This window comes from Pseudomonas sp. RL_15y_Pfl2_60, assembly GCF_963970595.1.
Taxonomy (GTDB): Bacteria; Pseudomonadota; Gammaproteobacteria; order Pseudomonadales; family Pseudomonadaceae; genus Aquipseudomonas.
The window spans coordinates 517,726-540,459 of record NZ_CAXAOE010000001.1 but is presented as its reverse complement, the minus strand read 5'-3'; the positions used below and the strand labels follow the sequence as shown (position 1 = coordinate 540,459).

Below are 22,734 nucleotides of genomic sequence, written 5' to 3'. Positions count from 1 at the left end.
TTAGTTAATTTTTGGAGTGCTTAACGCAATGGCAAAGATTGTCGACATCAAAGGCCGTGAGGTTCTGGATTCACGTGGCAACCCAACTGTAGAAGCTGATGTGATCCTTGAAGGCGGTATCGTCGGTAGCGCTTGTGCGCCATCGGGTGCTTCAACCGGTTCTCGCGAAGCGCTGGAACTGCGTGATGGCGACAAGAGCCGTTACTTGGGCAAGGGCGTATTGAAGGCTGTTGCCAATATCAATGGCCCGATCCGTGATCTGCTGTTGGGCAAGGATGCAATTGACCAGCAAGCTCTTGATCGCGCGATGATCGAGCTTGATGGCACAGAGAACAAGGCTTCACTGGGCGCCAACGCTGTCCTGGCTGTATCGCTGGCTGCTGCTAAAGCCGCCGCCCAAGCTAAAGGTGTTCCACTATACGCTCACATTGCTGATCTTAACGGTACGCCGGGCGTGTACTCGATGCCTGTGCCGATGATGAACATCATCAATGGCGGCGAGCACGCGGATAACAACGTTGATATCCAGGAATTCATGGTTCAGCCAGTGGGCGCGAAAAACTTCGCCGAAGCACTGCGCATGGGCGCTGAAATCTTCCATCACCTCAAAGCGGTTCTCAAGGCGCGTGGCCTGAGCACTTCGGTGGGTGATGAAGGTGGTTTTGCACCTAACCTGGCCTCCAACGAAGACGCGCTGTCAGCGATCGCTGAAGCCGTCGCCAATGCTGGTTACACCTTGGGTGATGACGTCACCTTGGCCCTGGACTGCGCTTCGAGCGAGTTCTACAAAGACGGCAAGTATGACCTGGCTGGCGAAGGCAAAGTCTTCGACGCCGAAGGCTTTGCTGATTACCTGGCTGGCCTGTCCGAGCGTTATCCGATCATCTCGATCGAAGACGGTATGGACGAGTCCGACTGGGCTGGCTGGAAAGTACTGACCGACAAGATCGGCAGCAAGGTTCAGTTGGTGGGTGACGACCTGTTCGTAACCAACACCAAGATCCTCAAGGAAGGCATCGACAAGGGCATCGGCAACTCGATCCTGATCAAGTTCAACCAGATCGGTTCGCTGACCGAGACGCTTGAAGCCATCCAGATGGCCAAAGCAGCTGGTTACACGGCGGTGATCTCGCACCGTAGCGGCGAAACCGAAGACTCAACCATTGCCGATTTGGCTGTGGGTACTTCGGCTGGCCAGATCAAGACTGGTTCACTGTGCCGTTCGGACCGAGTGTCCAAATACAACCAATTGCTGCGTATTGAGGAGCAGTTGGGCGGGAAAGCAGCTTATCTTGGTATCGCAGAGTTCCGCGGTTAAGCATAAGCATGTTAAAAGGAGGGCGGCGAAAGTCGCCCTTTTTTTCGGACGGATTTTCTGGTTGTTATGCGTAAAGCCTATTGGTTGTTCCCGGTTCTGATTTTAATACTGGCTGGTCTGCAGTATCGGCTTTGGGTCGGTGACGGCAGCTTGGCGCAGGTGACAGACTTGAAGCATCAGATTGCCAGTCAGCAAGGCGAGAATGAACGCCTGCTTGAACGCAATCGTGTGCTCGAGGCGGAAGTGCGCGAATTGAAAAAAGGCATGGAAACTGTCGAGGAGCGGGCACGTCACGAATTGGGCATGGTCAAAGATGGCGAGACGCTCTATCAGTTGGCCGAATAACTGCGTGAAGACCTTTTCATGACCCTGCAAAAACTTCCTGCTTTCTGGGCAATCATACCGGCTGCCGGTGTTGGCAGTCGTATGCGTGCTGATCGGCCCAAGCAATATCTGCCGCTGGCCGGTAAAACCATTCTTGAACACACCTTGGCGTGCTTTGTTGATCATCCACGGCTTAAAGGCCTGGTTATCAGTCTGGCCGAGGATGACCCGTTCTGGGCGCAGTTGCCTTGTGCGAATGATCCGCGTATCGAGGTGGCCGTTGGCGGTGATGAGCGTGCTGAGTCGGTGCTAAATGCCTTGCTACGCCTCGCGGATCTGGGTGCAGATGAACACGACTGGGTGCTGGTGCATGACGCCGCAAGACCCAATCTGGCCCGCGAAGACCTTGATCTTCTGCTCGCCGAGTTGGCTCATGACCCCGTGGGCGGCTTGCTGGCGGTGCCTGCGCGCGACACCCTAAAGCGTGCCAACGCGGATGGGCGCGTCAAGGAAACGGTTGACCGCTCGGTGATCTGGCAGGCCTATACCCCACAGATGTTTCGCCTGGGTTTTTTGCACCGGGCAATGGCTGAGGCGCTGGTTTCCGATGTGGCCATTACCGACGAAGCCTCGGCTGTGGAATGGGCGGGGCAGTCGCCGCGATTGATTGAGGGGCGCGCCGACAATATCAAGGTTACCCGCCAGGAAGACCTTAATAACCTGGCGCGCATCTGGCGTGACCGTCAGTAAGGCGGTCAATCCGAAGCTTGTCCGCCAATGTTGAAGCTAGCTCAAAGGGTGGACGCAGAACTGGCGTCCACCCTTTGGCCCGGCTAGGCGACGCGGGTTTTACGCACGTTGCGGTCCAGTACCGTGCTTAGCTTGTCGATAGCGCCATCTATTGCCTGGTGCAGTGATTCGGCGTTATGGGTGACTGAAATCGGGTCTCGGCCCTTCATTCTGGCCTCTATCTGGCAGCGCTTATCCTGAGTACCGCTTTTATGGGCATTTTCATCGCTCAGGTGCGCTTCTATTCGAGTCAGGTGATCTTCGAAACGTTTGATCTTGTGTTCGACACGACTGCGTACGTTGGTGACTAAGTCGAGTGAGGCTTCAATATGTTTGTCACTGTTGACCAGAACTTGCATAACCGTTTCCTCTGATTGATCAAGGCCAGGATAAGAGCCTTATAGCTACGACGATGCAGAGGTTAAAGCGGTTCCCGGGTAATCTGTGACATTCTGTCACTGAGCATATTCATGGCGTTTGGCCAGTCCGTCTTTGAGGAAATCAACCAGTTGGCGGACCTTGGGGGAAAGATGGCGCTGCTGCGGATAAAGCGCCCAGACTGCGGTGTTTGGAGGCTGATGGTTTTCCAGCAAGGATATCAGCGCGCCACTGCGCAGATGTTCCAGCACGTAGTAGTCCGGCAACTGACAAAGCCCTAAGCCGCGTAGCGCTGCATCGAGCACTGCCTGGCCACTGTTGCAGCGCCAGTTACCCTGGACGCGCTGCGCGGTCTCGTGCTGGTTGATTTTGAAACTCCAGGTGTCGGAGCTGCCAATCAGGCAATTATGTCGGCTGAGTTCAGAAAGGCTGTGCGGGCGCCCGTAGCGCCTAAGGTAATCGGGGGCGGCGCACAGGTACATTTTGCGCGGCGCAAGTTTAGCCGCCACTAGGCTTGAGTCCTGTAGGCGACCCAGTCGAATAGCCATGTCCAGGCTTTCATGGACCAGGTCCAACTGACGATTGCTCAACTCAATATCAACCCGCAGCTGTGGGTGACGGACCATGAATTCTGTCACCAGCGGTACGATAAAGCGTTCGCCATAGGCAACCGCACAGGTCATGCGCAGCAAGCCTTTGGGTTGGCTGTTGAGGTCTCCGACCACGCGCAAGGCTTCTTCGCGGGCATCGAGCAAGCGCTGGCAGTGTTGCAGGAATGTTTGCCCGGCCTCGGTCAGGGCCACCTTGCGCGTGCTGCGGTAAAACAGTCGTGTTTGCAGGCGCTCCTCAAGCCGTGCGACCTGGCGACTGACCTGCGAGGATGAGAGGCTGAGCCGATCTGCCGCCGCGGTAAATTGCCCGCACTCGGCAACCGCCACAAATTCATCAATGCCTTCCCAGCTGTTCATGGTCGCGCTCACTCGTGGGTGAATATGGCCAGATTCTACCGAAAATTCCTTGATTATCCCTGTATAGCAATAATGTTTTTCCAATAGGTGGATTATTCCCAAATGAGCGCTGATCTACACTGGATGCACTGAATTTATCTGCCGGAGGGCCTTCCATGATCAAGTCACGTGCTGCCGTAGCTTTTGCGCCGAACCAACCGCTGCAAATCGTTGAAGTCGATGTTGCACCGCCAAAAGCCGGTGAAGTGTTGGTGCGTATTGTCGCCTCTGGCGTTTGCCACACCGACGCTTACACCCTGTCCGGCGAAGACTCAGAAGGCGTGTTTCCGTGCATTCTCGGGCATGAAGGCGGCGGTATAGTCGAAGCGGTTGGCGAGGGCGTGACTTCGCTGGAAGTCGGCGATCATGTGATCCCGCTGTACACCGCTGAGTGCCGCGTGTGTAAGTTCTGCACTTCAGGCAAGACCAACCTGTGCAGCTCGGTACGCGCCACCCAGGGCAAAGGCTTGATGCCCGATGGCACCTCGCGTTTCTCCTACAATGGCGAGCCTGTCTATCACTACATGGGTTGCTCGACCTTCTCTGAATACACGGTGTTGCCTGAAGTCTCGCTGGCCAAAATCCCTAAAGAGGCACCGCTGGAAAAAGTCTGCCTGCTGGGTTGCGGTGTCACTACCGGCATTGGCGCCGTACTTAACACCGCTAAAGTCGAGGAGGGGGCAACTGTTGCCATCTTCGGGCTTGGCGGTATTGGCTTGGCAGCGATTATTGGCGCGAAAATGGCCAAGGCTTCACGCATCATTGCCATCGACATCAACCCAGGCAAGTTCGATATCGCCCGTGAACTGGGCGCAACCGATTTCATCAATCCCAAAGACTTCGCCAAGCCGATCCAGGAAGTCATCGTCGAAATGACCGATGGCGGTGTTGATTACTCCTTTGAGTGCGTCGGCAATGTTCAACTGATGCGTGCAGCCCTTGAGTGTGCGCACAAAGGCTGGGGTGAGTCGGTGATTATCGGTGTCGCTGGCGCCGGCCAGGAAATCTCAACCCGTCCATTTCAATTGGTCACCGGTCGCGTCTGGCGTGGTTCGGCATTCGGTGGCGTTAAAGGTCGCACTGAGTTGCCAGGCTATGTGGAAAAGGCGCAGAAGGGCGAGATCCCGCTGGATACCTTCATCACCCACAATATGCCGCTTGAAGATATCAATGAAGCCTTCAAGCTGATGCATGAAGGTAAAAGCATCCGCACAGTCATTAATTTCTAAAACGCTGCAAGAACGGCTGCGCGAAGTGGTGCTGCTAGGCAGCCCTTTTCGCGTGCATTTTTCAGCAGTTTTCCAAGCAAACACGCAGACTGCTACCCGGTCAATATCGTTGGATAGACCAGTAGCGCTCTGTTGAGGAGTGGACTGATGAGTCTGGAAAATATTTCCTGCCAGAAGAGCAGTGGTGGCTGGCATAAACGTTACCGTCACAGATCAAGCACGCTCAACTGCGACATGACCTTTGCTGTTTATCTGCCGCCCCAGGCTGAGCTGGATGCGAAGTTGCCGGTGCTGTATTGGTTGTCGGGACTGACCTGCACCGATGAAAACTTCATGCAGAAGGCCGGTGCGCATAAGTTGGCTGCCGAACTGGGCTTGATTATTGTCGCCCCGGATACCAGCCCGCGTGGCGAGGGTGTGGCGGATGATCCGGATGCTGCATATGATTTCGGCCTGGGTGCCGGCTTCTACCTCAATGCAACACAAGAACCCTGGGCGCGTCACTACCGCATGCATGATTATGTGGTGCAAGAGTTACCCGCCTTGATTGAGGCCAACTTCCCGGTCACTGACAAACGTGGCATAAGCGGTCACTCCATGGGCGGGCATGGCGCTTTGATCTGTGCGCTGCGCAATCCGGGGCGGTATCAGTCGGTGTCGGCATTTGCTCCCATCGCTAACCCAATGAATTGCCCTTGGGGCGAAAAAGCCTTCAGTCGCTATTTGGGTGATGAGCGCTCACGCTGGCGTGAGTGGGATGCCTGCGCATTGTTGGCTGATGCCACCGAGCGCCTGCCGATGTTGGTTGATCAAGGCGACCGAGACGACTTCCTGCTTGACCAGTTAAAGCCAGAAGCACTGCAAGCTGCAGCGCAAGCGGCGGGGCATCCGTTGGAGTTGCGCTTGCAACCAGGCTACGACCATAGCTACTACTTCATCGCCAGCTTTATTGATGATCACCTGCGTCATCACGCTGCTGCGTTATCTGCAGCATCTTGAACGGCGCTTTGCATGGGTTTTGGCCTCTGTGCAGCGCATAACGATGCCCAGTTCGGGAGCATAGCGTTGTAGAATCATGGCCTGATATTTATTGGGCCTGATTTTTATATGAGTAGCAGCATGCGTATTGGCCACGGCTTTGATGTGCACCGCTTTGGCGAGGGCGAATTCATTACCCTTGGCGGTATCCAGATTCCTCATCGTTTCGGCCTCGTTGCCCATTCAGATGGTGATGTGCTTTTGCACGCCCTGGCGGATGCGTTGCTTGGCGCTTTGGCGCTGGGGGATATTGGCAAGCATTTCCCTGATACCGATCCGACCTTCAAAGGTGCCGACAGCCGGGTGTTGTTACGGCATGTGTACGCCTTGATCGCTGCCAAAGGCTGGCTGGTTGGCAATGTCGACTGCACAATTGTTGCCCAGGCGCCGAAGATGGCACCGCATATCGAGGCGATGCGCACCCTGATTGCTGCGGACCTTGAGGTTGATCTTGATCAGGTCAACGTCAAAGCCACTACCACTGAAAAACTCGGTTATACCGGTCGCGAAGAGGGTATTGCAGTGCATGCTGTGGCCCTGCTGGTTCGCCCATGAACGAATTTGAACTGCTGGGCCCCAAGGCCCATGGCCAGGCGTGCGGTACTGCGCTGCTCAAGGCCAGTGCCGAAGACTTCCAGGTTGAGGAAGTGCTCGATATTCCCTTGGCCGGTGATGGTGAGCATTTATGGCTTTGGGTTGAAAAGCGCGGCCTCAATACCGAGGAAGCCGCCCGGCGTCTGGCCAAGGCGGCGGGTGTCCAGCTCAAACTGATCAGCTATGCCGGGCTGAAGGATCGCCAGGCGTTGACGAGGCAGTGGTTCAGCCTGCATCTGCCGGGCAAGGCAAATCCAGACCTGAGCGCTGCAGAAGACGCCAGCCTGAGCATCCTCAAGCAGGTGCGTCACCAGCGTAAATTGCAACGCGGGGCGCATGCCGCAAATGGCTTTATTTTACGCCTGACCCAATTGAGCGCTGACCCTGAAGCCCTTGATGCGCGTTTGCAGGCTGTGCGCGAGCAGGGCGTTCCGAACTATTTTGGCTTGCAGCGCTTCGGCTTTGAGGGCGGCAATCTGTTTGATGCCTGCCAGTATGCCGAGCGCAAAGACCGCCCGGTGCAGCGTAATCTTCGTTCGCGGCTGCTATCGGCGGCGCGCAGCTACTTGTTCAATCAGGTCCTGGCTGCGCGCGTGGGTGAGGGCACCTGGAACAAGGCGCAGGTCGGTGACTTGCTGGCGTTTACCGATAGCCGCAGTTTTTTCCCGGCGGGCGAGGCTGAGTGCAGTGACCCGCGGCTTGCAGCGCTTGATGTGCATCCCACCGGTCCGCTCTGGGGTCAGGGCGAGCCGCCAACCTTGGGGGCGGTTCAGGCGCTTGAACAGCGTATTGGCCAAACCGAGAAAGACTTGGCCTGGTGGCTGGCAGAAGCGGACATGGCGCACGAACGTCGCATTCTGCGCCTCCCCATTGCGGGCCTTACGTGGCATTATCCCGAGTCTGACATTCTGCAACTGGAATTCGTCCTGCCGGCTGGATGCTTCGCTACCGTATTGGTTCGCGAGCTTGTCGATCTATTGCCGACAGGGCATACGGACAACCCATGCGTATTCTAATTTCAAACGATGACGGGGTCATGGCGCCGGGCGTTGCCGCGCTACATGCCGCGTTAGCTGATTATGCCGACTGTACGGTGATTGCACCGGATCAGGACAAGAGCGGCGCCAGCAGTTCGCTGACGCTTGACCGTCCGCTGCATCCTTGCACGCTGGATAACGGTTATATCAGCGTTAATGGCACGCCGACTGATTGCGTGCACTTGGGCCTTAATGGGCTGCTTCCCGAGGTGGCTGACTTGGTCGTCTCCGGGATTAATCTGGGCGCCAACCTGGGTGATGATGTGCTTTATTCGGGGACGGTCGCCGCGGCGCTTGAGGGGCGCTTCTTATCGCGCCCGGCATTCGCCTTCTCCTTGCTGTCACGCAATACTGATAATCTGCCGACAGCTGCTTACTTCGCCCGCAAGCTGGTCGAAGCGCATGAACACCTCGATCTACCGCCGCGCACTGTACTTAATGTGAATATCCCCAATTTACCCCTGGAGCATATTCGCGGCATTCAAGTGACTCGCCTGGGGCATCGCGGTCGTGCTGCGCCGCCAGTCAAGGCGATTAATCCGCGCGGCAAGGTCGGCTACTGGATTGCAGTGGCTGGCGATGCCGAGGACGGTGGCCAGGGCACAGACTTCCATGCGGTGATGCAAGGCTATGTATCTGTCACCCCATTACAATTCGATCGTACTTTTCAGGATGGCTTTAACAGCTTGCAACCATGGCTGGAGAGCTTAGTTTAATGAATCGCGAACAAGATGAAATGAACCGCCGTGGCATTGGCATGACCTCACAACGCACCCGTGAGCGACTTATCCAGCGTCTCTATGAAGAAGGATTGTCCAACGCCCAGGTGTTGGAGGTTATTCGCCGTACGCCGCGCCACATGTTTGTCGATGAGGCATTTTCTCATCGCGCCTATGAAGACACTTCGTTGCCCATCGGCCACAACCAGACCATTTCGCAACCCTATATGGTTGCGCGCATGAGCGAGTTGCTGCTTGAAGCTGGACCGCTGGATAAAGTGCTGGAGATCGGCACGGGTTCAGGCTATCAGACCGCCATACTCTCGCAGCTGGTCGAGCGGGTGTTTAGCGTCGAGCGTATTCAGGGTCTGCAAGATCGCGCCAAGGAACGCTTGGTCGAACTGAACTTGCGCAATGTGGTCTTTCGTTGGGGAGACGGTTGGGAAGGTTGGCCAGCGCTGGCACCTTACAACGGAATTATTGTCACAGCTGCAGCTTCTGAGGTGCCACAGGCACTTCTGGATCAGCTTGCGGTGGGCGGGCGACTGGTTATCCCAGTTGGCACCGGCGATGTGCAGCAGCTGATGTTGATCATTCGTGATGAGCAAGGTTATTCGCGGCACATTCTTGATGCGGTACGTTTTGTGCCTTTGCTTAATGGACCACTGGCTTAGCATTTGCTCTGACGGGTTTATGAAAAAATACTTTTTGCTCTACGCCAAGGGCGTGGCCATGGGCGCAGCGGATGTTGTCCCGGGCGTGTCGGGCGGCACCATTGCTTTTATCAGCGGTATATATGACGAGCTATTAAAGTCTATCTCCAGCATGCCGCGTGCTGCGTTGCTGGCAATTCGCGGCCGCTTCGGCGAAGCCTGGGTGACTGCCAATGCAACATTCTTGCTGGTGCTCTTTGCTGGCATTCTTACCAGTATCGTCAGCCTGGCCCGGTTGATTACCTACTTACTGGAGCAGCACCCCATTCCGGTGTGGTCGTTCTTTTTTGGCTTGGTGCTGGTTTCGGCGCACATGGTCTCGCGCGAGATCAGTCGTTGGAACTGGACCCGTATCCTCAGTTTTGCCCTGGGCGCTGGGTTTGCCTACTGGATTACGGTTGCTTCGCCGGTGCACCTTGATACCGATCCGCTGAGCATCTTTCTGGCAGGGGCTATCGCCATCTGCGCAATGATTCTTCCTGGTATCTCGGGGAGTTTCATCTTGCTCCTGCTGGGGATGTACAGCTTTGTATTGGGGTCGGTAAAGGCCTTGGATATCACTGTCCTGGCGCTATTTGCTTCGGGCTGTGCTGTTGGCTTGATCAGCTTTGCGGGCTTCCTGCGTTGGCTTCTTCGCTTCTACCGCGACCTGTCGCTGGCCTTCTTGACCGGCTTGATGCTTGGCTCACTGAACAAGATATGGCCGTGGAAGGAGACATTAACCTGGTTTACCGACCGTCATGGACAACAGGTTCCCTTGCTGCAAGCTAATCTTCTGCCTGCACGTTTTGCCGAAGTCAGCGGCCAAGACCCTCAACTCTTACTCGCAGGACTTTTAGCTTTGCTAGGGGTTGTGCTTGTCCTGGGACTGGAGTGGTTGGCAGGGCGTCAGCAGTTAAGTTCTGACCAAAATCAATAAATCCTGCACAATAGTGTCAGGCGCTAATAGCCAGTAAGGGAGAGACAGGTGAGTTTCGACGCCATTCAAGCGTGCATTCGCAATAGCAACACTCGATGCCTGTTGAGTGGTTTGGTTCTATCGTTGATCTTGTCTGGCTGTTCAAGCGCGCCTGCAGGCGGCGTTCAGGTTTTAGATCGCAACGGTCGCCCAGTACCCATCACATCGAAGCAGCCTCATGTTACGAGTGGTCAGTATCTGGTCCGGCGTGGCGATACGCTGTATTCCATTGCCTTTCGTTTTGGCTGGGACTGGAAAGAACTGGCAGCCCGCAACGGTATCCCTGCACCATATTTGTTGAGAGTCGGCCAGCCGATTCGTTTTGATGGCAAGAAGCCTTCTTCTGTAGTGGTCAAGTCCAGTTCGTCTACTCGTACCGTTCGTCCGACAACATCGAGTAGTGCGGCCAAGCCAGCGGCCAAGAAACCTCCTGTTGCCGCCAAACCCGTGCAATCGGTGAGTGGCACATCCTCTGGTTGGACGTGGCCTACCAAAGGTTTGGTTATTGGTCGATTTTCCTCAAACGGTAGTTTGAATAAAGGCATTGATATCGCCGGAGATTTGGGCCAGCCTGTTTTAGCTGCGTCTGATGGCTCAGTGGTTTACGCCGGAAGTGGTTTACGGGGCTACGGCGAGTTGGTGATCATCAAACATAGCAGTACCTACGTAAGTGCCTACGGACATAACCGCAGGCTCTTGGTGAAAGAGGGGCAAAAGGTCAAAGCAGGGCAAGCAATTGCTGAAATGGGTTCAACGGGCACTGACCGCGTGAAGCTACATTTTGAAATTCGCCGTCAGGGAAAGCCTGTAGATCCTTTGCAATTTTTGCCACGCCAATAACTTATTGTCTGCCTGTTTCCCCTGCGTAGGAGGGACGGGCTCAGGTGTCTCCAGGGAGAGGGTCGCACCGGGGCTTGCTGTCGAACTCAGCAAGGGATATTAAGAAATGGCTCTCAAAAAAAAACTAGTGCCCGAGTTTGACGTAGACGATGATGTACTCCTCATGGAGTCGGATGTCGTCTTGGGGGATGGGGCAGATTTAAATGTTGAGACGACGCCAAAGCGGTCCAGAGCCAAGGCGAAAACAGTGGCACCCAAGCAGCACAAGTACATTGATTACACGCGCGCATTAGATGCTACGCAGCTGTATCTGAATGAAATAGGTTTTTCCCCGCTCCTCAGTCCTGAGGAGGAAGTGTTTTTTGCCCGACTGGCGCAAAAAGGCGATCCTGCTGGCCGCAAGCGCATGATTGAAAGCAACTTGCGACTGGTTGTTAAAATCGCCAGGCGTTATGTCAATCGTGGCCTGTCATTGCTCGACTTAATTGAAGAAGGCAATCTCGGTTTAATCCGCGCCGTGGAAAAATTCGACCCTGAGCGTGGTTTCCGCTTCTCAACCTATGCGACCTGGTGGATTCGCCAGACCATCGAACGCGCAATCATGAATCAGACGCGTACGATTCGTCTTCCAATCCATGTGGTCAAAGAACTCAACGTCTACCTGCGCGCCGCGCGCGAGCTAACCCAAAAGCTCGATCACGAACCCTCTGCTGAAGAAATCGCCAACTTGCTCGACAAGCCCGTCAGTGAGGTCAAGCGCATGCTCGGGCTCAACGAGCGGGTGTCTTCGGTAGATGTTTCGCTGGGCTCTGACTCTGACAAAACGCTGCTCGATACCCTGACTGACGAGCGCCCGACCGACCCATGCGAATTGTTGCAGGATGACGACCTGTCACAGAGCATTGATCAGTGGCTATGCGAGTTGACCGATAAGCAACGCGAGGTCGTGGTCAGGCGGTTTGGTCTGCGTGGCCATGAGAACTGCACGCTGGAGGAGGTTGGCCAAGAGATCGGCCTCACCCGTGAGCGTGTCAGGCAGATACAGGTTGAAGCGCTCAAGCGCCTGCGTGAAATTCTCGAGAAAAACGGATTGTCGAGTGACTCTCTGTTCCAGTGAGTTGTGAAATCTTGCAAAAAAACCGGCTCATGCCGGTTTTTTTGTATGTTGGCCGTGTAGGAGATCGCTTACCCCAGTGTAGGCTAATGCAGTCATTTGCCCTGCTATTTGTAGGGGTGAGCGTTAGGATATTTTTTAAGTTGTTGAATTAAAACGTTTTTTATTTTATTGCAACGGTCTTGTCGGCTATTTCGAAGATCTTCAGGTACTTGTGAAGCTTTGAAAATCCCTTATTATCAAGTTGTGTTTAAGGATAAACACAGGTTGTTAGGGACAGCGACCAGGACAATCGCGGGATGCGATTTCATCAGGATGATGAGTAGGAGACAAAGGGAATAGGGACAAAATGGGCGGGTCATACCGCCCTTTTTTTCGCCTGCGATTTGTGCCGGGGTCATTCTCAAGTCAATAAAAAACCCGCCGAAGCGGGTTTTTCATGGGCTGCAGAGGCAGTCTTAGCGCTCCAGGTGCTCAAGCTTGTCTTTCACACCATCCCATTCTTCAGCATCAGCGAGCGCTTCTTTCTTCTCGGTGATATTTGGCCAAACTTCAGCCAGATCAGCATTCAGCTCGATATATTCCTGCATGTCCTCAGGCACCTCATCTTCAGAGAAGATGGCTTGCGCTGGGCACTCTGGTTCACACAGAGCACAGTCAATGCACTCGTCAGGGTGAATGACCAGGAAGTTCGGGCCTTCGTAGAAGCAGTCCACCGGACAGACTTCCACACAGTCGGTGTACTTGCACTTGATGCAATTGTCGGTGACGACGAAGGTCATTCTAATTCTCTCCTCAGGCTACGGCGCGAAACTGCCCTCATAAACAGTCTCTCGGCTCGAAAAGCTCACTTCAGTACCAGGCTTTAGCACATAGCTATTCCGAGCGCGCAGGATTCTAACAGCTTGTTGGCGTGGGCGTTAGACTCGAGTTTTCCATGTATATAACAGTTCAAGTGCTTTTCGTGGGCTCAAATCATCCGGATTGATCTTAGACAATTCTTCAAGCAGTGGATGAGCAAGGCTTGCAAACATATCACTTTGATGCGGCGCAGCCGGTTTGCCGGGCTCAGTACGCAGCGGTTCATGGGGCAAACTCGTGGTTTCGAGCCGCGCCAGGTGCTCGCGTGCGCGCAGGATTACAGCATTGGGTACGCCCGCCAGCTGTGCAACCGCTAGACCATAGCTCTGGCTTGCAGGGCCTGGTAACACATGGTGTAGAAACACGATGCGTTCGTTATGTTCGGTTGCATTGAGATGGACGTTGGCCACCAGCGGTTCGCTTTCGGGCAGCACGGTCAGCTCGAAATAATGTGTGGCAAACAGGGTGTACGCACGAAGTTTAGCCAGCTGTTCGGCGGCGGCCCATGCCAGTGACAGGCCGTCAAAGGTACTGGTACCACGACCAACCTCGTCCATCAGGACAAGGCTTTGCTCTGTGGCGTTGTGCAGAATATTGGCGGTCTCGCTCATTTCAACCATGAAGGTCGAGCGGCCCCCGGCGAGATCATCGCTGGAGCCAATACGGGTGAATATACGGTCAACCAATGACAGCTCGCAGCTTGCCGCAGGCACAAAGCTGCCGATATGGGCGAGCAGGACAATCAATGCTGTCTGGCGCATATAAGTCGATTTACCGCCCATATTCGGGCCGGTGATGACCAGCATGCGTGTTTCGTCATCAAGATTCAGGTCGTTGGCCACGAAGGGCTTGGTCAGCACCTGCTCAACCACTGGATGACGGCCTTGGTTGATGCGCATGCAGGGCTCGTCAACAAAGTGCGGGCAGCTTAGGTTGAGGTTTAGTGCGCGCTCGGCCAGGTTGCTCAGTACATCGAGCTCGGCCAGGGCCGAGGCGCTGTCCTGCAGCGGCGAGAGTTGGGTGATCAGGTGCTCGAGCAGCTCTTCGTACAGTACTTTCTCGCGTGCAAGAGCCCGGCTCTTGGCGGATAGGGCTTTGTCTTCGAACTCCTTGAGTTCAGGGGTGATGAAGCGCTCTGCACCTTTAAGGGTTTGCCGGCGAATGTAATCGGCAGGGGCCGACTCCGCCTGTTTGCTCGGTAACTCGATAAAGTAGCCATGTACGCGGTTGTAACCGACCTTGAGATTGGCCAAGCCGGTCCGGGCCTTTTCGCGGGTTTCCAGGTCCATCAGGTACTGGCCGGCGTTTTCGCTCAGCGATTGCAACTCGTCGAGTTCTGCGTCGTAACCGGTCTTGAGCACGCCGCCATCGCGAATCACTGCGGGTGGATTATCGATAATTGCTTTGCCGAGCAGTTCAGCCAGTTCTGGATAGGTGCTGACGATTGTCGCCAGTGACGTCAGGTGCGGCGACTCCAGCTTTGTCATGGCGCTTTGCAGTTCAGGCAGGGCGGCTAATGCATCGCGCAACCGGGCAAGATCGCGTGGGCGCGCATTACGCAGGCCGATACGGGCGAGAATCCTCTCAAGGTCACCGATTTCCTTGAGCTGTGGCTGCAGGGTTTCAAAGCGGTAACGCTCAAGCAGGCAGGTGATCGATTCCTGGCGTGCCACAAGGATGCTGCGATCACGCAGCGGGCGGTTCAACCAACGACTGAGCAGACGGCTGCCCATTGCGGTCTGGCAGCGATCAACCACTGATTGCAGGGTGTTTTCACGGCCGCCGGCCAGGTTGACATCAAGCTCAAGATTGCGCCGACTGGCACCATCGAGAATCACAGTGTCATCGAGGCGCTCATGACGCAGGCTGCGCAGGTGCGGCAGTGCAGTACGCTGGGTTTCCTTGGCGTAGGCGAGCAAACAACCGGCAGCCCCGATCGCCAGCGTCAGTGACTCGCAACCAAAGCCTTTGAGATCCTGGGTGCCAAATTGCTGGCACAGGCTCTTATGCGCAGAGTCACGTTCAAAGTCCCAGGGTGCGCGGCGACGGGCGCCTTTGCGTTTTTCGGCGGGCAGGTCTTGCGGCCAGTCATCAGGGATCAGCAGTTCAACCGGATTGAGCCGTTCAAGCTCTGCCAACAGATTTTCCCAGCCTTTAATCTCCAGCACACTGAAGCGCCCGCTGGTGATGTCGAGCACCGCAAGGCCAAATAGGCGTTCATCGCCAAGTACCGCGGCAATCAGGTTGTCACGACGCTCATCAAGCAGCGCTTCATCACTGACGGTGCCCGGAGTGATGATACGAACGACCTGGCGTTCAACCGGACCTTTGCTGGTCGCCGGGTCGCCAACCTGCTCGCAAATAACCACCGACTCACCAAGCTTGACCAGCTTAGCCAGATAGCCTTCTGCGGCGTGGTAAGGAATGCCGCACATAGGAATCGCCTGACCGGCGGATTGACCGCGTGCAGTCAGGGTGATGTCGAGCAGCTTGGCGGCCTTTTTTGCGTCTTCATAGAAAATTTCATAGAAGTCACCCATGCGATAGAACATCAGCTGGTCAGGGTGCTGGTTCTTCAACTTCCAATATTGCTGCATCATCGGGGTGTGGGCGCTGAGGTCGCTTTGGCTCATCGTTTTAACTGTCCGGCTGAATCGTAAAAACGCCTAGTGTACGGTATCAACCTAGTCCGCCTTAACCCCGGAGTGAAGATGCAAGCAAATCAATCTGAGATAACCCGCCTGGCAACTGAATTGGGTCGCAAATTGACCGAGTTGCATGCTCAGGTCAGTACGGCTGAATCCTGCACCGGCGGCGGTATTGCCGAGGCTATTACCCGCGTGCCTGGTAGCTCTGCGTGGTTTGAGGCAGGTTACGTGACTTATTCCAATGCTCAGAAAACCAAGCAACTAGGTGTTGGCCCTGAGCTCTTTGTACTCTTGGGTGCTGTAAGTCGCGAAGTGGTCGAGGCTATGGTGCGCGGTGCGCAAGCGCAAAGTGGCGCGCGCTATGCCGTAGCTGTCAGTGGCGTGGCTGGACCTGATGGTGGCACAAAGGACAAGCCTGTTGGCACTGTCTGGCTGGCCTGGGGCGACTCTGAGCAGCTGTATAGCCTGCGCAAAGAGTTTACCGGTGATCGCCAAAATGTCCGCCGACAAACGGTTATTGCCGCGCTAGAGGGGCTGATACGCCTGGTCGAAAAAGAAAATCCAACTCTGGGGTAGGCGGGCGGCCAAGGCTATGGAATAATACTGGCTACTTATACAGTTGTTGGCGGCCGTCAGGCCCTCTTGATCACGTGAGGACTTCAATGGACGAGAATAAGAAGCGCGCTCTGGCTGCTGCCCTTGGCCAGATTGAAAAGCAGTTTGGTAAAGGCGCAGTGATGCGCATGGGCGATCACGATCGTCAGGCTATCCCGGCCATCTCGACCGGTTCTTTGGGCTTGGATATCGCGCTGGGTATTGGCGGTTTGCCAAAAGGTCGTATCGTCGAAATTTACGGTCCGGAATCCTCCGGTAAAACCACCCTGACCTTGTCAGTTATTGCTGAAGCACAAAAGCTCGGTGCTACCTGTGCATTCGTCGATGCCGAGCACGCGCTTGATCCTGAATACGCAGGCAAGCTTGGGGTCAACGTTGACGATCTGCTGGTTTCGCAGCCAGATACTGGTGAACAAGCATTGGAAATCACCGATATGTTGGTGCGCTCAAACGCCATCGACGTCATCGTGGTCGACTCGGTGGCAGCGCTGGTGCCAAAGGCTGAAATCGAAGGCGAAATGGGTGACATGCACGTTGGCTTGCAAGCCCGTTTGATGTCACAAGCGCTGCGTAAAATCACCGGTAATATCAAAAACGCCAATTGCCTGGTGATCTTCATTAACCAGATCCGCATGAAGATCGGTGTGATGTTCGGCAGCCCGGAAACCACCACAGGTGGTAACGCATTGAAGTTCTATGCTTCGGTACGTCTGGATATTCGCCGTACTGGCGCGGTTAAAGAGGGCGACGAAGTTGTCGGCAGCGAAACCCGCGTGAAAGTGGTTAAGAACAAGGTTGCCCCGCCATTCCGTCAAGCTGAGTTCCAGATTCTCTATGGTAAGGGCATCTACCGTAATGGCGAAATCATCGACCTTGGCGTGCTGCATGGCTTCCTGGAAAAATCTGGCGCTTGGTACAGCTACCAAGGCAGCAAGATTGGTCAGGGCAAGGCCAACTCGGCCAAGTACCTGGAAGACAATCCAGAAGTTGCCCGCACTGTTGAAGGCTTGATCCGTGAAAAGCTGCTGGTCCCAGTAACGCCTGCCAAGGCGAGTGCTGAAGCGCCGGTTGATGCTGAAGTTGATGCTTAAGGGTTGAGCACCATGCTCGACAACCCTACAGCCGTGAGGCGCGCCGCAATGGATTTGCTGGCGCGTCGCGAGCACGGACGTATGGAGTTGGTACGCAAGTTGCGCCAGCGCGGCGCAACAGATGATTTGATCGACCCAGCCCTCGACCGGTTGACGGAAGAGGGCTTGTTGTCTGAAGCGCGCTATCTGGAAAGTTTTATCCGCTACCGTGCCCGCTCGGGCTACGGGCCTGTACGCATACGAGAAGAGCTGACACAACGTGGTTTGGTGCGTGCTGAGATTGAGCAGGCACTGGCCGACAGCGGTCTTGACTGGGCAGAGCAGCTGCTCGAGGTCTGGCAGCGCAAGTATGCCGGGAAGTTACCGCAGGATATGCGTGAACGAGCCAAACAACACCGTTTTCTGAGCTACCGGGGGTATCCGATGGAGCTTATCAGCGAGTTGTTGCGCGGCAGGCTCAGCAGTTAGCAGCGGAGGTTACTCGCCAAGCCAGTTTTCACGCAGGTTGATGAAATCAAGCAGCTCGCGAAGGCGTCCGTGATTACGTCCATTGAAATTGAAGGTCACGCGCGGCAAATGTGCCAGCTCGGCTGTATCCTGACCGTCCTCCGCTTTGTCCTGTAGTTGAAAATCACCCGTCTTGCAGATGTCAGCGAAGGTGCTGCGTATTGCGGTTAGCGCAGGGGCATTGAGTGAGTGATTGAGACGGATGATGAACAGCTTGTTTAACCAGCGACTGGAGTTGTAGTTGCTGTAAAACTGGGTAATTTGCGCAACAGCATCATCGGCGCTGTAGACCAAGGTCATCAAGTTCAGGTCGCTGGCAAGGATATAGCCGCTGTCTTTGAGTTGTCGCTCGATGAACTGCAAGGCCTCTTTCCAGAATCTACCACCAGGCTGGTCAAGCAACACCACCGGCACCAGCGGGCTTTTACCCGTTTGTATCAGGGTCAATACTTCGATTGCTTCATCCAGGGTGCCGAAACCACCAGGGCAAAGTACGAGCGCGTCGGCCTCCTTGACGAAAAACAGTTTGCGCAAAAAGAAGAAGTGGAAGGACAGGAGGTGGGCTGAGTCGCTTACAGTGGCATTGGCGCTTTGCTCGAAGGGCAGGGTGATATTGAAGCCCAGGCTATTGTCGAGTCCGGCACCTTCGTGCGCTGCCGCCATGATGCCGCCGCCAGCGCCGGTCACAACCATCAGGTCATGACTAGCAAGCCGGGCACCGAGTTCACGGCCAAGTTGGTAAATCGGGTGATCGGCCGGGGTGCGCGCTGAGCCAAAGACCGTGACTTTACGCCGGCGCTTGAACTGCTCAAGCACGCAAAAGGCATGCTCCATCTCACGTAAGGTCTGCAGCATGATCTTGGCATCCCAGCGATTGCGGTCTGCCTGGCCCATGCGAATAACCGTAATCAGCATTTCCTGGTACAGCTCGATGTTGGGGCTGTTGGCGGGGGCGATCAGCGACGTCAGCTCATCAACTTTACTGCGAAGATCAATGCCGCTGGCTTGAAAGTGTCGGCTTAGATAGTCATCCGTGTCATAAGGCATGCTCTGTCTCCCAGGCCCGTCAATGAAGCTAACAATAGACTTGTGCCATGAGCAAATGCTGGCAGCTGTCTTGGCTTGCAGTAACCATTGAAACCAGCACGCTGGGCTGTTGCTGCAGTTAGGGGCTGAAAATCAGCGCAATAACGGGCGGCGTGGCCGGGGCGTTGGCTTTAGGTGCTGTAAGTGAGCGTCTGATCCGCGTTGCTCACCCATTCGGGGCTGCGGTAGAGCTGCCCCGGTAATATCTAGCGCAGTAGCTTCCAGGGGTCGCCCAAATGACTTATTGGCCGCAGTCGCCCTTGTCAAAGGTCTCGCGAACAATCGGCTTGTTGGTTTTGTACTCAGTGAATTCGTAGCGCAATTCGGCGCCTTCGCTGAGTAATTTGTGGAAACCGCCATTGCTGCAGACACTTTTGCCCAGTTGGGAGCGCACTGCGTCGAGGTTGTTGCGCATTTGCGCCGCATGGCGTGGCTGCACGCTGAGGTGGTTGATCAGGGTATGGCCTTCGACCGTGTAGCCTTGATCGAGAATATCCGCGTTGATGGCGCGGGGTGTGCCGACGCTGCTTTGCTGAGCGACGCTTTGTAGCATCTTGGTCAGCTCGTATTCTTTCAGCGAGGAAGCATGGGCGGCAAAGGGTAGGCTCAGAGCCAGGGTAAGAGCAGTTAGGCGTAACATCCAAGTCTCCACAGTCATTTCAATCCTTCGACAGGTAAGCACCCGCAGAGGTTCAGCTGGTGCCTATGATAACGCTCAAAGGCAGGGTTGTACCTTAGCGATGGGCAAAATTAGTCGCACAGCTTTGCTTGAAGACGGCTTGCAGCGCTCAAACAACCCAGATTTGCTAGACTGCGCGCCGATTAATTCAGGACTGAATATGCCAAGCTTTTCTTACCGTGGTCAGCGCCCATGACCCATGCAGTCGCGCGTTTGCGAGACAAGCGTCTAGCACGCAGTGAAAAACCTTTTCTGGCGCGGGGCTGCAAAGCCGTGCGCTGCGATCAATGCCGAATTGCCCAGACTCATTGTTTATGTGCCTGGCGCCCACGCATTGAAGCGCAATCAGCCATGTGCCTGATCATGCATGACGTGGAAGTGCTTAAACCGAGCAATACCGGCTGGCTTATCGCGGACGTGGTTGCTCAAACCAGTGCTTTTGGTTGGCTGCGGACTGAGGTAGATCCGGCCTTGCCTGCGTTGCTCAATGATCCACAGTGGCAGCCGTACCTTGTGTTTCCGGGTGAGTACGTTGCACCTGAACGTGTTGTGAGCGAGGTTAATGTCGCGCCTGGCAAGCGTCCGTTGTTCGTGCTGCTTGATGCGACCTGGACCGAGGCGCGCAAGATGTTCCGCAAAAGTCCTTACCTGGATCATCTACCGGTGTTGAGCCTGTCGCCGGAGCGCCTATCGCGTTATCACCTGCGCCGTTCAACTCGTAACGAGCAACTCTGTACTGCAGAAGTCGCGGCCTTGTGCCTTGAATTGGCGGGGGACCAACGGGCCGCCGATGGCTTGAATGCTTACTTCGATGTGTTCAGTCAGCATTACCTGGCGGCCAAGGCGCCTCGGGCTGTCGATCTGGCTGACCCTGTGCATCGTCGATTGCTGCCGTTTCTGGAATAGCATTGCAGCCGTTAAGCGGTCGCTTAACGGTTATACCCTGTTTGCGGCGCTCACTTCCGGCTTGTGGGGCCAGAGCTGTGCCAGGAGCATGCCGGCAAACATCAATGTGCAACCGATGTAGCCGCGTAGGTGGAGCGTCTCGTTGAGCAGGATGGCACCTGCAATCGCTGCGAATACAGCTTCCAGTGAAAGAATGATTGCCGCGTGGGAGGCAATCGCATGCTTTTGGGCGACCACTTGCAGGGTGAAACCAATGGCGACACCGAATATGCCACCGTAGATGATCGCTGGAGCTGCTGCGGCGATGGCGTCTAGCGCAAATGGCTCGAAGATCAGCGCCAGGACCATGCTGATTGCCGCGCAGGTGATAAATTGAATGACCGCCAGGCGCAGCGGATCATGGCGGGTCGCAAAGAAACCGACCAGCAGCACATGCAGGCCCCAGACGAAGGCCCCGGCCAGCTGTAGCCAGTCACCCGAAGCCACTGTAAAGCCTTCACCTACGCTGAGCAGAAACATGCCAATCACGGCCAGGCTTGCGCCCAGCCAGATACCCATGCCGCTGCGTTGGCCAATAAATAGGCCGAGTATGGGCACGATAATCACGTAAAGGCCGGTGATGAAGCCCGAGTTAGTCACGCTGGTGAACAGCAGGCCGACCTGCTGTAGATTGATGCCGACCGCCAGCGCCACACCCATGATCGCGCCGCCGGATAATAGACTTTTATCCACAGCCGGTTTGCTAGCAGCCTTGTTGCGGCTGAGCAGTGGCAGTATGGCCAGTAGCACGACTGCCGCCAGGGAGAAGCGTAAGCCGCTATAAAGAAATGGCCCGATGGAGTCCATGCCTAAGCGCTGTGCAACAAATGCTGAGCCCCAAATCATGGCAGTGACTAGCATCAAAAGATCGGCGCGCAGGGCTTGGCTTCGCATAAAAAAGCTCATGGATTAGAAAGGCGCAGACTTTGCCGGAAAGTATTGCGCTTGACCACCCCGTCTTCGCTGGGCATGCTGGGCGCCGCCTCAGGCGCATTTGAGGTTCGCACCTAGTGTATGGGTTGCTAAAGTGTTGAGTTGAAAGCTTTGAACTAACTCTTATGTAGCCCCCATAACAATAACGGGATCTGCCATGGCTGTTTACGAAATCCTGATCGCTGATGACCATCCATTGTTTCGCAGTGCATTGCAGCAAGCATTAACCCAGGGGTTAGGGCCGGGTGTGCGGTTGGTAGAGGCGGCAAGCATTGCTGAGTTGGAAAGCCGTTTGACTGAGAAACCAGATTGGGACTTGGTCTTGCTCGATCTCAATATGCCGGGGGCCTATGGTTTTTCCGGGCTGGTATTGCTACGTGGGCAATATCCACAGATACCGGTGGTGATGATTTCCGCACAGGAAGAGTCTGCGATTGTGCTGCGCTCAAAAGAGTTCGGGGCTAGCGGGTTCATTCCTAAGTCGAGTTCGCTGGAAACCATCCAGCAAGCTGTTCGTCAGGTTCTGGATGGTGATACCTGGTGGCCAGAAATCAGTGCTGATGTGCAAGCCGTATCGGCTGAAGCCAAAGCCGCAAGTGCCGGGCTTTCCAGTTTGACGCCGCAGCAGTTCCGGGTCTTGACCATGGTCTGCGAAGGGCTTCTGAACAAGCAGATCGCCTATGAATTGGGGGTTTCAGAGGCAACGGTCAAGGCGCATGTCACTGCGATATTTCGCAAACTAGGTGTGCGCACGCGTACGCAAGCGGCGCTTTTGCTGCAGCAGCTTGAAAGTATTCCTAACGCTACAACGGTTTGAATTGACTAATTGCTTCAGCTATTGGGCTGAAGCCGCTCCTGGCAGCTGAAAAAAACCAGACTTTTAGCGACGTTTTGGCGTAGCCTGCCGTCCTTTTTTCAGTTTGTGGTTATTTAACTATGTCTCCATTTAAAGGCCAGACAGGTCTTAAGCGCATCCTCAATGCGACTGGCTATTCATTCGATGGTCTGCGCGCTGCATTTACAGGTGAGGCTGCATTTCGTCAGTTGGTGCTGCTTAATGTGGTGTTGATTCCGCTGGCATTCGTTTTTGACGTGAGCAAAGGCGAGCGTGCCTTAATGGTTGCGGTGTGCCTGTTGGCGTTGATTGTGGAATTGCTCAACTCTGCGGTTGAAGCGGCGATTGATCGTATCTCGCTGGATCTGCACCCGCTGTCGAAAAATGCTAAGGACATGGGCAGTGCTGCTCAGTTTGTTTCCCTCTCTTTGATTGGCAGTGTCTGGTTGATCATCCTGCTGGGCTAGCGCTTGTGA

General features: G+C 55.2%; 25 protein-coding genes. 18 read left to right on the top strand and 7 right to left on the bottom strand.

Annotated features, from left to right (window positions below; genetic code table 11):
• The first annotated feature begins 28 nt into the window (after positions 1-28).
• The 3 genes from eno to ispD all read left to right on the top strand — a co-directional run bounded on the left by eno (position 29) and on the right by ispD (position 2,392).
• The gene (gene eno / locus AACY26_RS02595) at positions 29-1,318 is read left to right on the top strand and encodes a phosphopyruvate hydratase (protein ID WP_339510690.1); all 1,290 of its coding nucleotides are present in this window, start codon (positions 29-31) and stop codon (positions 1,316-1,318) included.
• 66 nt (positions 1,319-1,384) lie between these two features.
• On the top strand, positions 1,385-1,663 hold the full coding sequence (gene ftsB, locus AACY26_RS02590; RefSeq protein ID WP_339510688.1) for a cell division protein FtsB: 279 nt from the start codon (positions 1,385-1,387) through the stop codon (positions 1,661-1,663).
• 18 nt (positions 1,664-1,681) lie between these two features.
• Positions 1,682-2,392, top strand: a complete 711-nt coding sequence (ispD, locus tag AACY26_RS02585; RefSeq protein ID WP_339510686.1) for a 2-C-methyl-D-erythritol 4-phosphate cytidylyltransferase — start codon at positions 1,682-1,684, stop codon at positions 2,390-2,392.
• Between the two features lie 83 nt (positions 2,393-2,475).
• Here the strand turns inward: ispD and AACY26_RS02580 are convergent, their stop codons facing one another.
• Together AACY26_RS02580 and AACY26_RS02575 are read right to left on the bottom strand one after the other, a co-directional pair.
• Positions 2,476-2,790 (bottom strand): HPF/RaiA family ribosome-associated protein, encoded by a 315-nt coding sequence (locus AACY26_RS02580; protein WP_339510684.1) that lies wholly within the window; start codon positions 2,788-2,790, stop codon positions 2,476-2,478.
• 96 nt (positions 2,791-2,886) lie between these two features.
• Positions 2,887-3,777, bottom strand: coding sequence for a LysR substrate-binding domain-containing protein (locus AACY26_RS02575; protein WP_339510682.1), 891 nt, complete (start codon positions 3,775-3,777; stop codon positions 2,887-2,889).
• A gap of 155 nt (positions 3,778-3,932) precedes the next feature.
• Between AACY26_RS02575 and AACY26_RS02570 the strand changes: the two genes are divergently transcribed.
• The 9 genes from AACY26_RS02570 (at position 3,933) to rpoS (ending at position 12,061) form a co-directional block, all read left to right on the top strand.
• Positions 3,933-5,045, top strand: a complete 1,113-nt coding sequence (locus AACY26_RS02570) for an S-(hydroxymethyl)glutathione dehydrogenase/class III alcohol dehydrogenase (RefSeq protein ID WP_339510680.1) — start codon at positions 3,933-3,935, stop codon at positions 5,043-5,045.
• Positions 5,046-5,192: 147 nt separating this feature from the next.
• The gene (gene fghA / locus AACY26_RS02565) at positions 5,193-6,044 is read left to right on the top strand and encodes an S-formylglutathione hydrolase (RefSeq protein WP_339510678.1); all 852 of its coding nucleotides are present in this window, start codon (positions 5,193-5,195) and stop codon (positions 6,042-6,044) included.
• Positions 6,045-6,164: 120 nt separating this feature from the next.
• Positions 6,165-6,638, top strand: a complete 474-nt coding sequence (ispF, locus tag AACY26_RS02560; protein WP_339511692.1) for a 2-C-methyl-D-erythritol 2,4-cyclodiphosphate synthase — start codon at positions 6,165-6,167, stop codon at positions 6,636-6,638.
• The gene (gene truD, locus AACY26_RS02555; protein ID WP_339510676.1) at positions 6,635-7,693 is read left to right on the top strand and encodes a tRNA pseudouridine(13) synthase TruD; all 1,059 of its coding nucleotides are present in this window, start codon (positions 6,635-6,637) and stop codon (positions 7,691-7,693) included. Before ispF ends, truD begins: the two co-directional genes overlap by 4 nt.
• Positions 7,681-8,430, top strand: a complete 750-nt coding sequence (gene surE, locus AACY26_RS02550) for a 5'/3'-nucleotidase SurE (protein WP_339510674.1) — start codon at positions 7,681-7,683, stop codon at positions 8,428-8,430. Before truD ends, surE begins: the two co-directional genes overlap by 13 nt.
• Positions 8,431-8,471: 41 nt before the next feature.
• On the top strand, positions 8,472-9,107 hold the full coding sequence (locus AACY26_RS02545; protein WP_339511690.1) for a protein-L-isoaspartate(D-aspartate) O-methyltransferase: 636 nt from the start codon (positions 8,472-8,474) through the stop codon (positions 9,105-9,107).
• Between the two features lie 19 nt (positions 9,108-9,126).
• Positions 9,127-10,065: a DUF368 domain-containing protein gene (locus AACY26_RS02540; protein ID WP_339510672.1), complete on the top strand. Its 939-nt coding sequence runs from the start codon at positions 9,127-9,129 to the stop codon at positions 10,063-10,065.
• 48 nt (positions 10,066-10,113) lie between these two features.
• Positions 10,114-10,944 carry a peptidoglycan DD-metalloendopeptidase family protein gene (locus tag AACY26_RS02535; RefSeq protein WP_339510670.1) on the top strand — a complete coding sequence of 277 codons (831 nt, stop codon included), beginning with the start codon at positions 10,114-10,116 and terminating at the stop codon, positions 10,942-10,944.
• A 106-nt stretch (positions 10,945-11,050) separates the two neighbouring features.
• Entirely contained in the window at positions 11,051-12,061 is a 1,011-nt protein-coding gene (rpoS, locus tag AACY26_RS02530) for an RNA polymerase sigma factor RpoS (RefSeq protein ID WP_339510668.1), read from the top strand.
• Between the two features lie 455 nt (positions 12,062-12,516).
• Here the strand turns inward: rpoS and fdxA are convergent, their stop codons facing one another.
• Positions 12,517-12,840 (bottom strand): ferredoxin FdxA, encoded by a 324-nt coding sequence (gene fdxA, locus AACY26_RS02525; RefSeq protein ID WP_010486824.1) that lies wholly within the window; start codon positions 12,838-12,840, stop codon positions 12,517-12,519.
• 138 nt (positions 12,841-12,978) lie between these two features.
• Complete coding sequence (mutS, locus tag AACY26_RS02520) at positions 12,979-15,552, bottom strand: DNA mismatch repair protein MutS (protein WP_339510665.1); 2,574 nt, start codon at positions 15,550-15,552, stop codon at positions 12,979-12,981.
• Between the two features lie 78 nt (positions 15,553-15,630).
• Between mutS and AACY26_RS02515 the strand changes: the two genes are divergently transcribed.
• The 3 genes from AACY26_RS02515 (at position 15,631) to recX (ending at position 17,741) form a co-directional block, all read left to right on the top strand.
• Positions 15,631-16,143, top strand: a complete 513-nt coding sequence (locus tag AACY26_RS02515) for a CinA family protein (protein WP_339510663.1) — start codon at positions 15,631-15,633, stop codon at positions 16,141-16,143.
• Positions 16,144-16,229: 86 nt separating this feature from the next.
• Entirely contained in the window at positions 16,230-17,273 is a 1,044-nt protein-coding gene (gene recA / locus AACY26_RS02510; RefSeq protein ID WP_339510661.1) for a recombinase RecA, read from the top strand.
• Positions 17,274-17,276: 3 nt separating this feature from the next.
• A complete protein-coding gene (gene recX / locus AACY26_RS02505; RefSeq protein ID WP_339510659.1) occupies positions 17,277-17,741 on the top strand; it encodes a recombination regulator RecX in 465 nt (154 codons plus the stop codon).
• 9 nt (positions 17,742-17,750) lie between these two features.
• On the opposite strand, the gene AACY26_RS02500 is transcribed toward recX, so the two are convergent.
• Both AACY26_RS02500 and AACY26_RS02495 read right to left on the bottom strand, forming a co-directional pair.
• A complete protein-coding gene (locus AACY26_RS02500; RefSeq protein WP_339510657.1) occupies positions 17,751-18,827 on the bottom strand; it encodes an LOG family protein in 1,077 nt (358 codons plus the stop codon).
• A 280-nt stretch (positions 18,828-19,107) separates the two neighbouring features.
• Positions 19,108-19,506 carry a quorum-sensing-regulated virulence factor family protein gene (locus AACY26_RS02495; protein WP_339510655.1) on the bottom strand — a complete coding sequence of 133 codons (399 nt, stop codon included), beginning with the start codon at positions 19,504-19,506 and terminating at the stop codon, positions 19,108-19,110.
• A gap of 231 nt (positions 19,507-19,737) precedes the next feature.
• Here AACY26_RS02495 and AACY26_RS02490 point away from each other — a divergent pair, with 231 nt between their 5' ends.
• Positions 19,738-20,451 carry a tRNA-uridine aminocarboxypropyltransferase gene (locus tag AACY26_RS02490; RefSeq protein WP_339510653.1) on the top strand — a complete coding sequence of 238 codons (714 nt, stop codon included), beginning with the start codon at positions 19,738-19,740 and terminating at the stop codon, positions 20,449-20,451.
• A 30-nt stretch (positions 20,452-20,481) separates the two neighbouring features.
• On the opposite strand, the gene AACY26_RS02485 is transcribed toward AACY26_RS02490, so the two are convergent.
• Positions 20,482-21,384, bottom strand: a complete 903-nt coding sequence (locus AACY26_RS02485) for a DMT family transporter (protein ID WP_339510651.1) — start codon at positions 21,382-21,384, stop codon at positions 20,482-20,484.
• 196 nt (positions 21,385-21,580) lie between these two features.
• On the opposite strand from AACY26_RS02485, the gene erdR reads away from it, so the two are divergent.
• Both erdR and AACY26_RS02475 read left to right on the top strand, forming a co-directional pair.
• Complete coding sequence (erdR, locus tag AACY26_RS02480; protein ID WP_339510649.1) at positions 21,581-22,240, top strand: response regulator transcription factor ErdR; 660 nt, start codon at positions 21,581-21,583, stop codon at positions 22,238-22,240.
• A gap of 119 nt (positions 22,241-22,359) precedes the next feature.
• Positions 22,360-22,725 (top strand): diacylglycerol kinase, encoded by a 366-nt coding sequence (locus AACY26_RS02475; RefSeq protein WP_339510647.1) that lies wholly within the window; start codon positions 22,360-22,362, stop codon positions 22,723-22,725.
• Positions 22,726-22,734: the final 9 nt, after the last annotated feature.

Excerpts from the sequence above, each read along its gene's own strand:
- eno (WP_339510690.1), top strand. The coding sequence starts at position 29 with ATGGCAAAGATTGTCGACATCAAAGGCCGTGAGGTTCTGGATTCACGT.
- ftsB (WP_339510688.1), top strand. The coding sequence starts at position 1,385 with ATGCGTAAAGCCTATTGGTTGTTCCCGGTTCTGATTTTAATACTGGCT.
- ispD (WP_339510686.1), top strand. The coding sequence starts at position 1,682 with ATGACCCTGCAAAAACTTCCTGCTTTCTGGGCAATCATACCGGCTGCC.
- AACY26_RS02580 (WP_339510684.1), bottom strand. The coding sequence starts at position 2,790 with ATGCAAGTTCTGGTCAACAGTGACAAACATATTGAAGCCTCACTCGAC.
- AACY26_RS02575 (WP_339510682.1), bottom strand. The coding sequence starts at position 3,777 with ATGAACAGCTGGGAAGGCATTGATGAATTTGTGGCGGTTGCCGAGTGC.
- AACY26_RS02570 (WP_339510680.1), top strand. The coding sequence starts at position 3,933 with ATGATCAAGTCACGTGCTGCCGTAGCTTTTGCGCCGAACCAACCGCTG.
- fghA (WP_339510678.1), top strand. The coding sequence starts at position 5,193 with ATGAGTCTGGAAAATATTTCCTGCCAGAAGAGCAGTGGTGGCTGGCAT.
- ispF (WP_339511692.1), top strand. The coding sequence starts at position 6,165 with ATGCGTATTGGCCACGGCTTTGATGTGCACCGCTTTGGCGAGGGCGAA.
- truD (WP_339510676.1), top strand. The coding sequence starts at position 6,635 with ATGAACGAATTTGAACTGCTGGGCCCCAAGGCCCATGGCCAGGCGTGC.
- surE (WP_339510674.1), top strand. The coding sequence starts at position 7,681 with ATGCGTATTCTAATTTCAAACGATGACGGGGTCATGGCGCCGGGCGTT.
- AACY26_RS02545 (WP_339511690.1), top strand. The coding sequence starts at position 8,472 with ATGACCTCACAACGCACCCGTGAGCGACTTATCCAGCGTCTCTATGAA.
- AACY26_RS02540 (WP_339510672.1), top strand. The coding sequence starts at position 9,127 with ATGAAAAAATACTTTTTGCTCTACGCCAAGGGCGTGGCCATGGGCGCA.
- rpoS (WP_339510668.1), top strand. The coding sequence starts at position 11,051 with ATGGCTCTCAAAAAAAAACTAGTGCCCGAGTTTGACGTAGACGATGAT.
- fdxA (WP_010486824.1), bottom strand. The coding sequence starts at position 12,840 with ATGACCTTCGTCGTCACCGACAATTGCATCAAGTGCAAGTACACCGAC.
- mutS (WP_339510665.1), bottom strand. The coding sequence starts at position 15,552 with ATGAGCCAAAGCGACCTCAGCGCCCACACCCCGATGATGCAGCAATAT.
- AACY26_RS02515 (WP_339510663.1), top strand. The coding sequence starts at position 15,631 with ATGCAAGCAAATCAATCTGAGATAACCCGCCTGGCAACTGAATTGGGT.
- recA (WP_339510661.1), top strand. The coding sequence starts at position 16,230 with ATGGACGAGAATAAGAAGCGCGCTCTGGCTGCTGCCCTTGGCCAGATT.
- AACY26_RS02500 (WP_339510657.1), bottom strand. The coding sequence starts at position 18,827 with ATGCCTTATGACACGGATGACTATCTAAGCCGACACTTTCAAGCCAGC.
- AACY26_RS02495 (WP_339510655.1), bottom strand. The coding sequence starts at position 19,506 with ATGTTACGCCTAACTGCTCTTACCCTGGCTCTGAGCCTACCCTTTGCC.
- AACY26_RS02490 (WP_339510653.1), top strand. The coding sequence starts at position 19,738 with ATGACCCATGCAGTCGCGCGTTTGCGAGACAAGCGTCTAGCACGCAGT.
- AACY26_RS02485 (WP_339510651.1), bottom strand. The coding sequence starts at position 21,384 with ATGCGAAGCCAAGCCCTGCGCGCCGATCTTTTGATGCTAGTCACTGCC.
- erdR (WP_339510649.1), top strand. The coding sequence starts at position 21,581 with ATGGCTGTTTACGAAATCCTGATCGCTGATGACCATCCATTGTTTCGC.
- AACY26_RS02475 (WP_339510647.1), top strand. The coding sequence starts at position 22,360 with ATGTCTCCATTTAAAGGCCAGACAGGTCTTAAGCGCATCCTCAATGCG.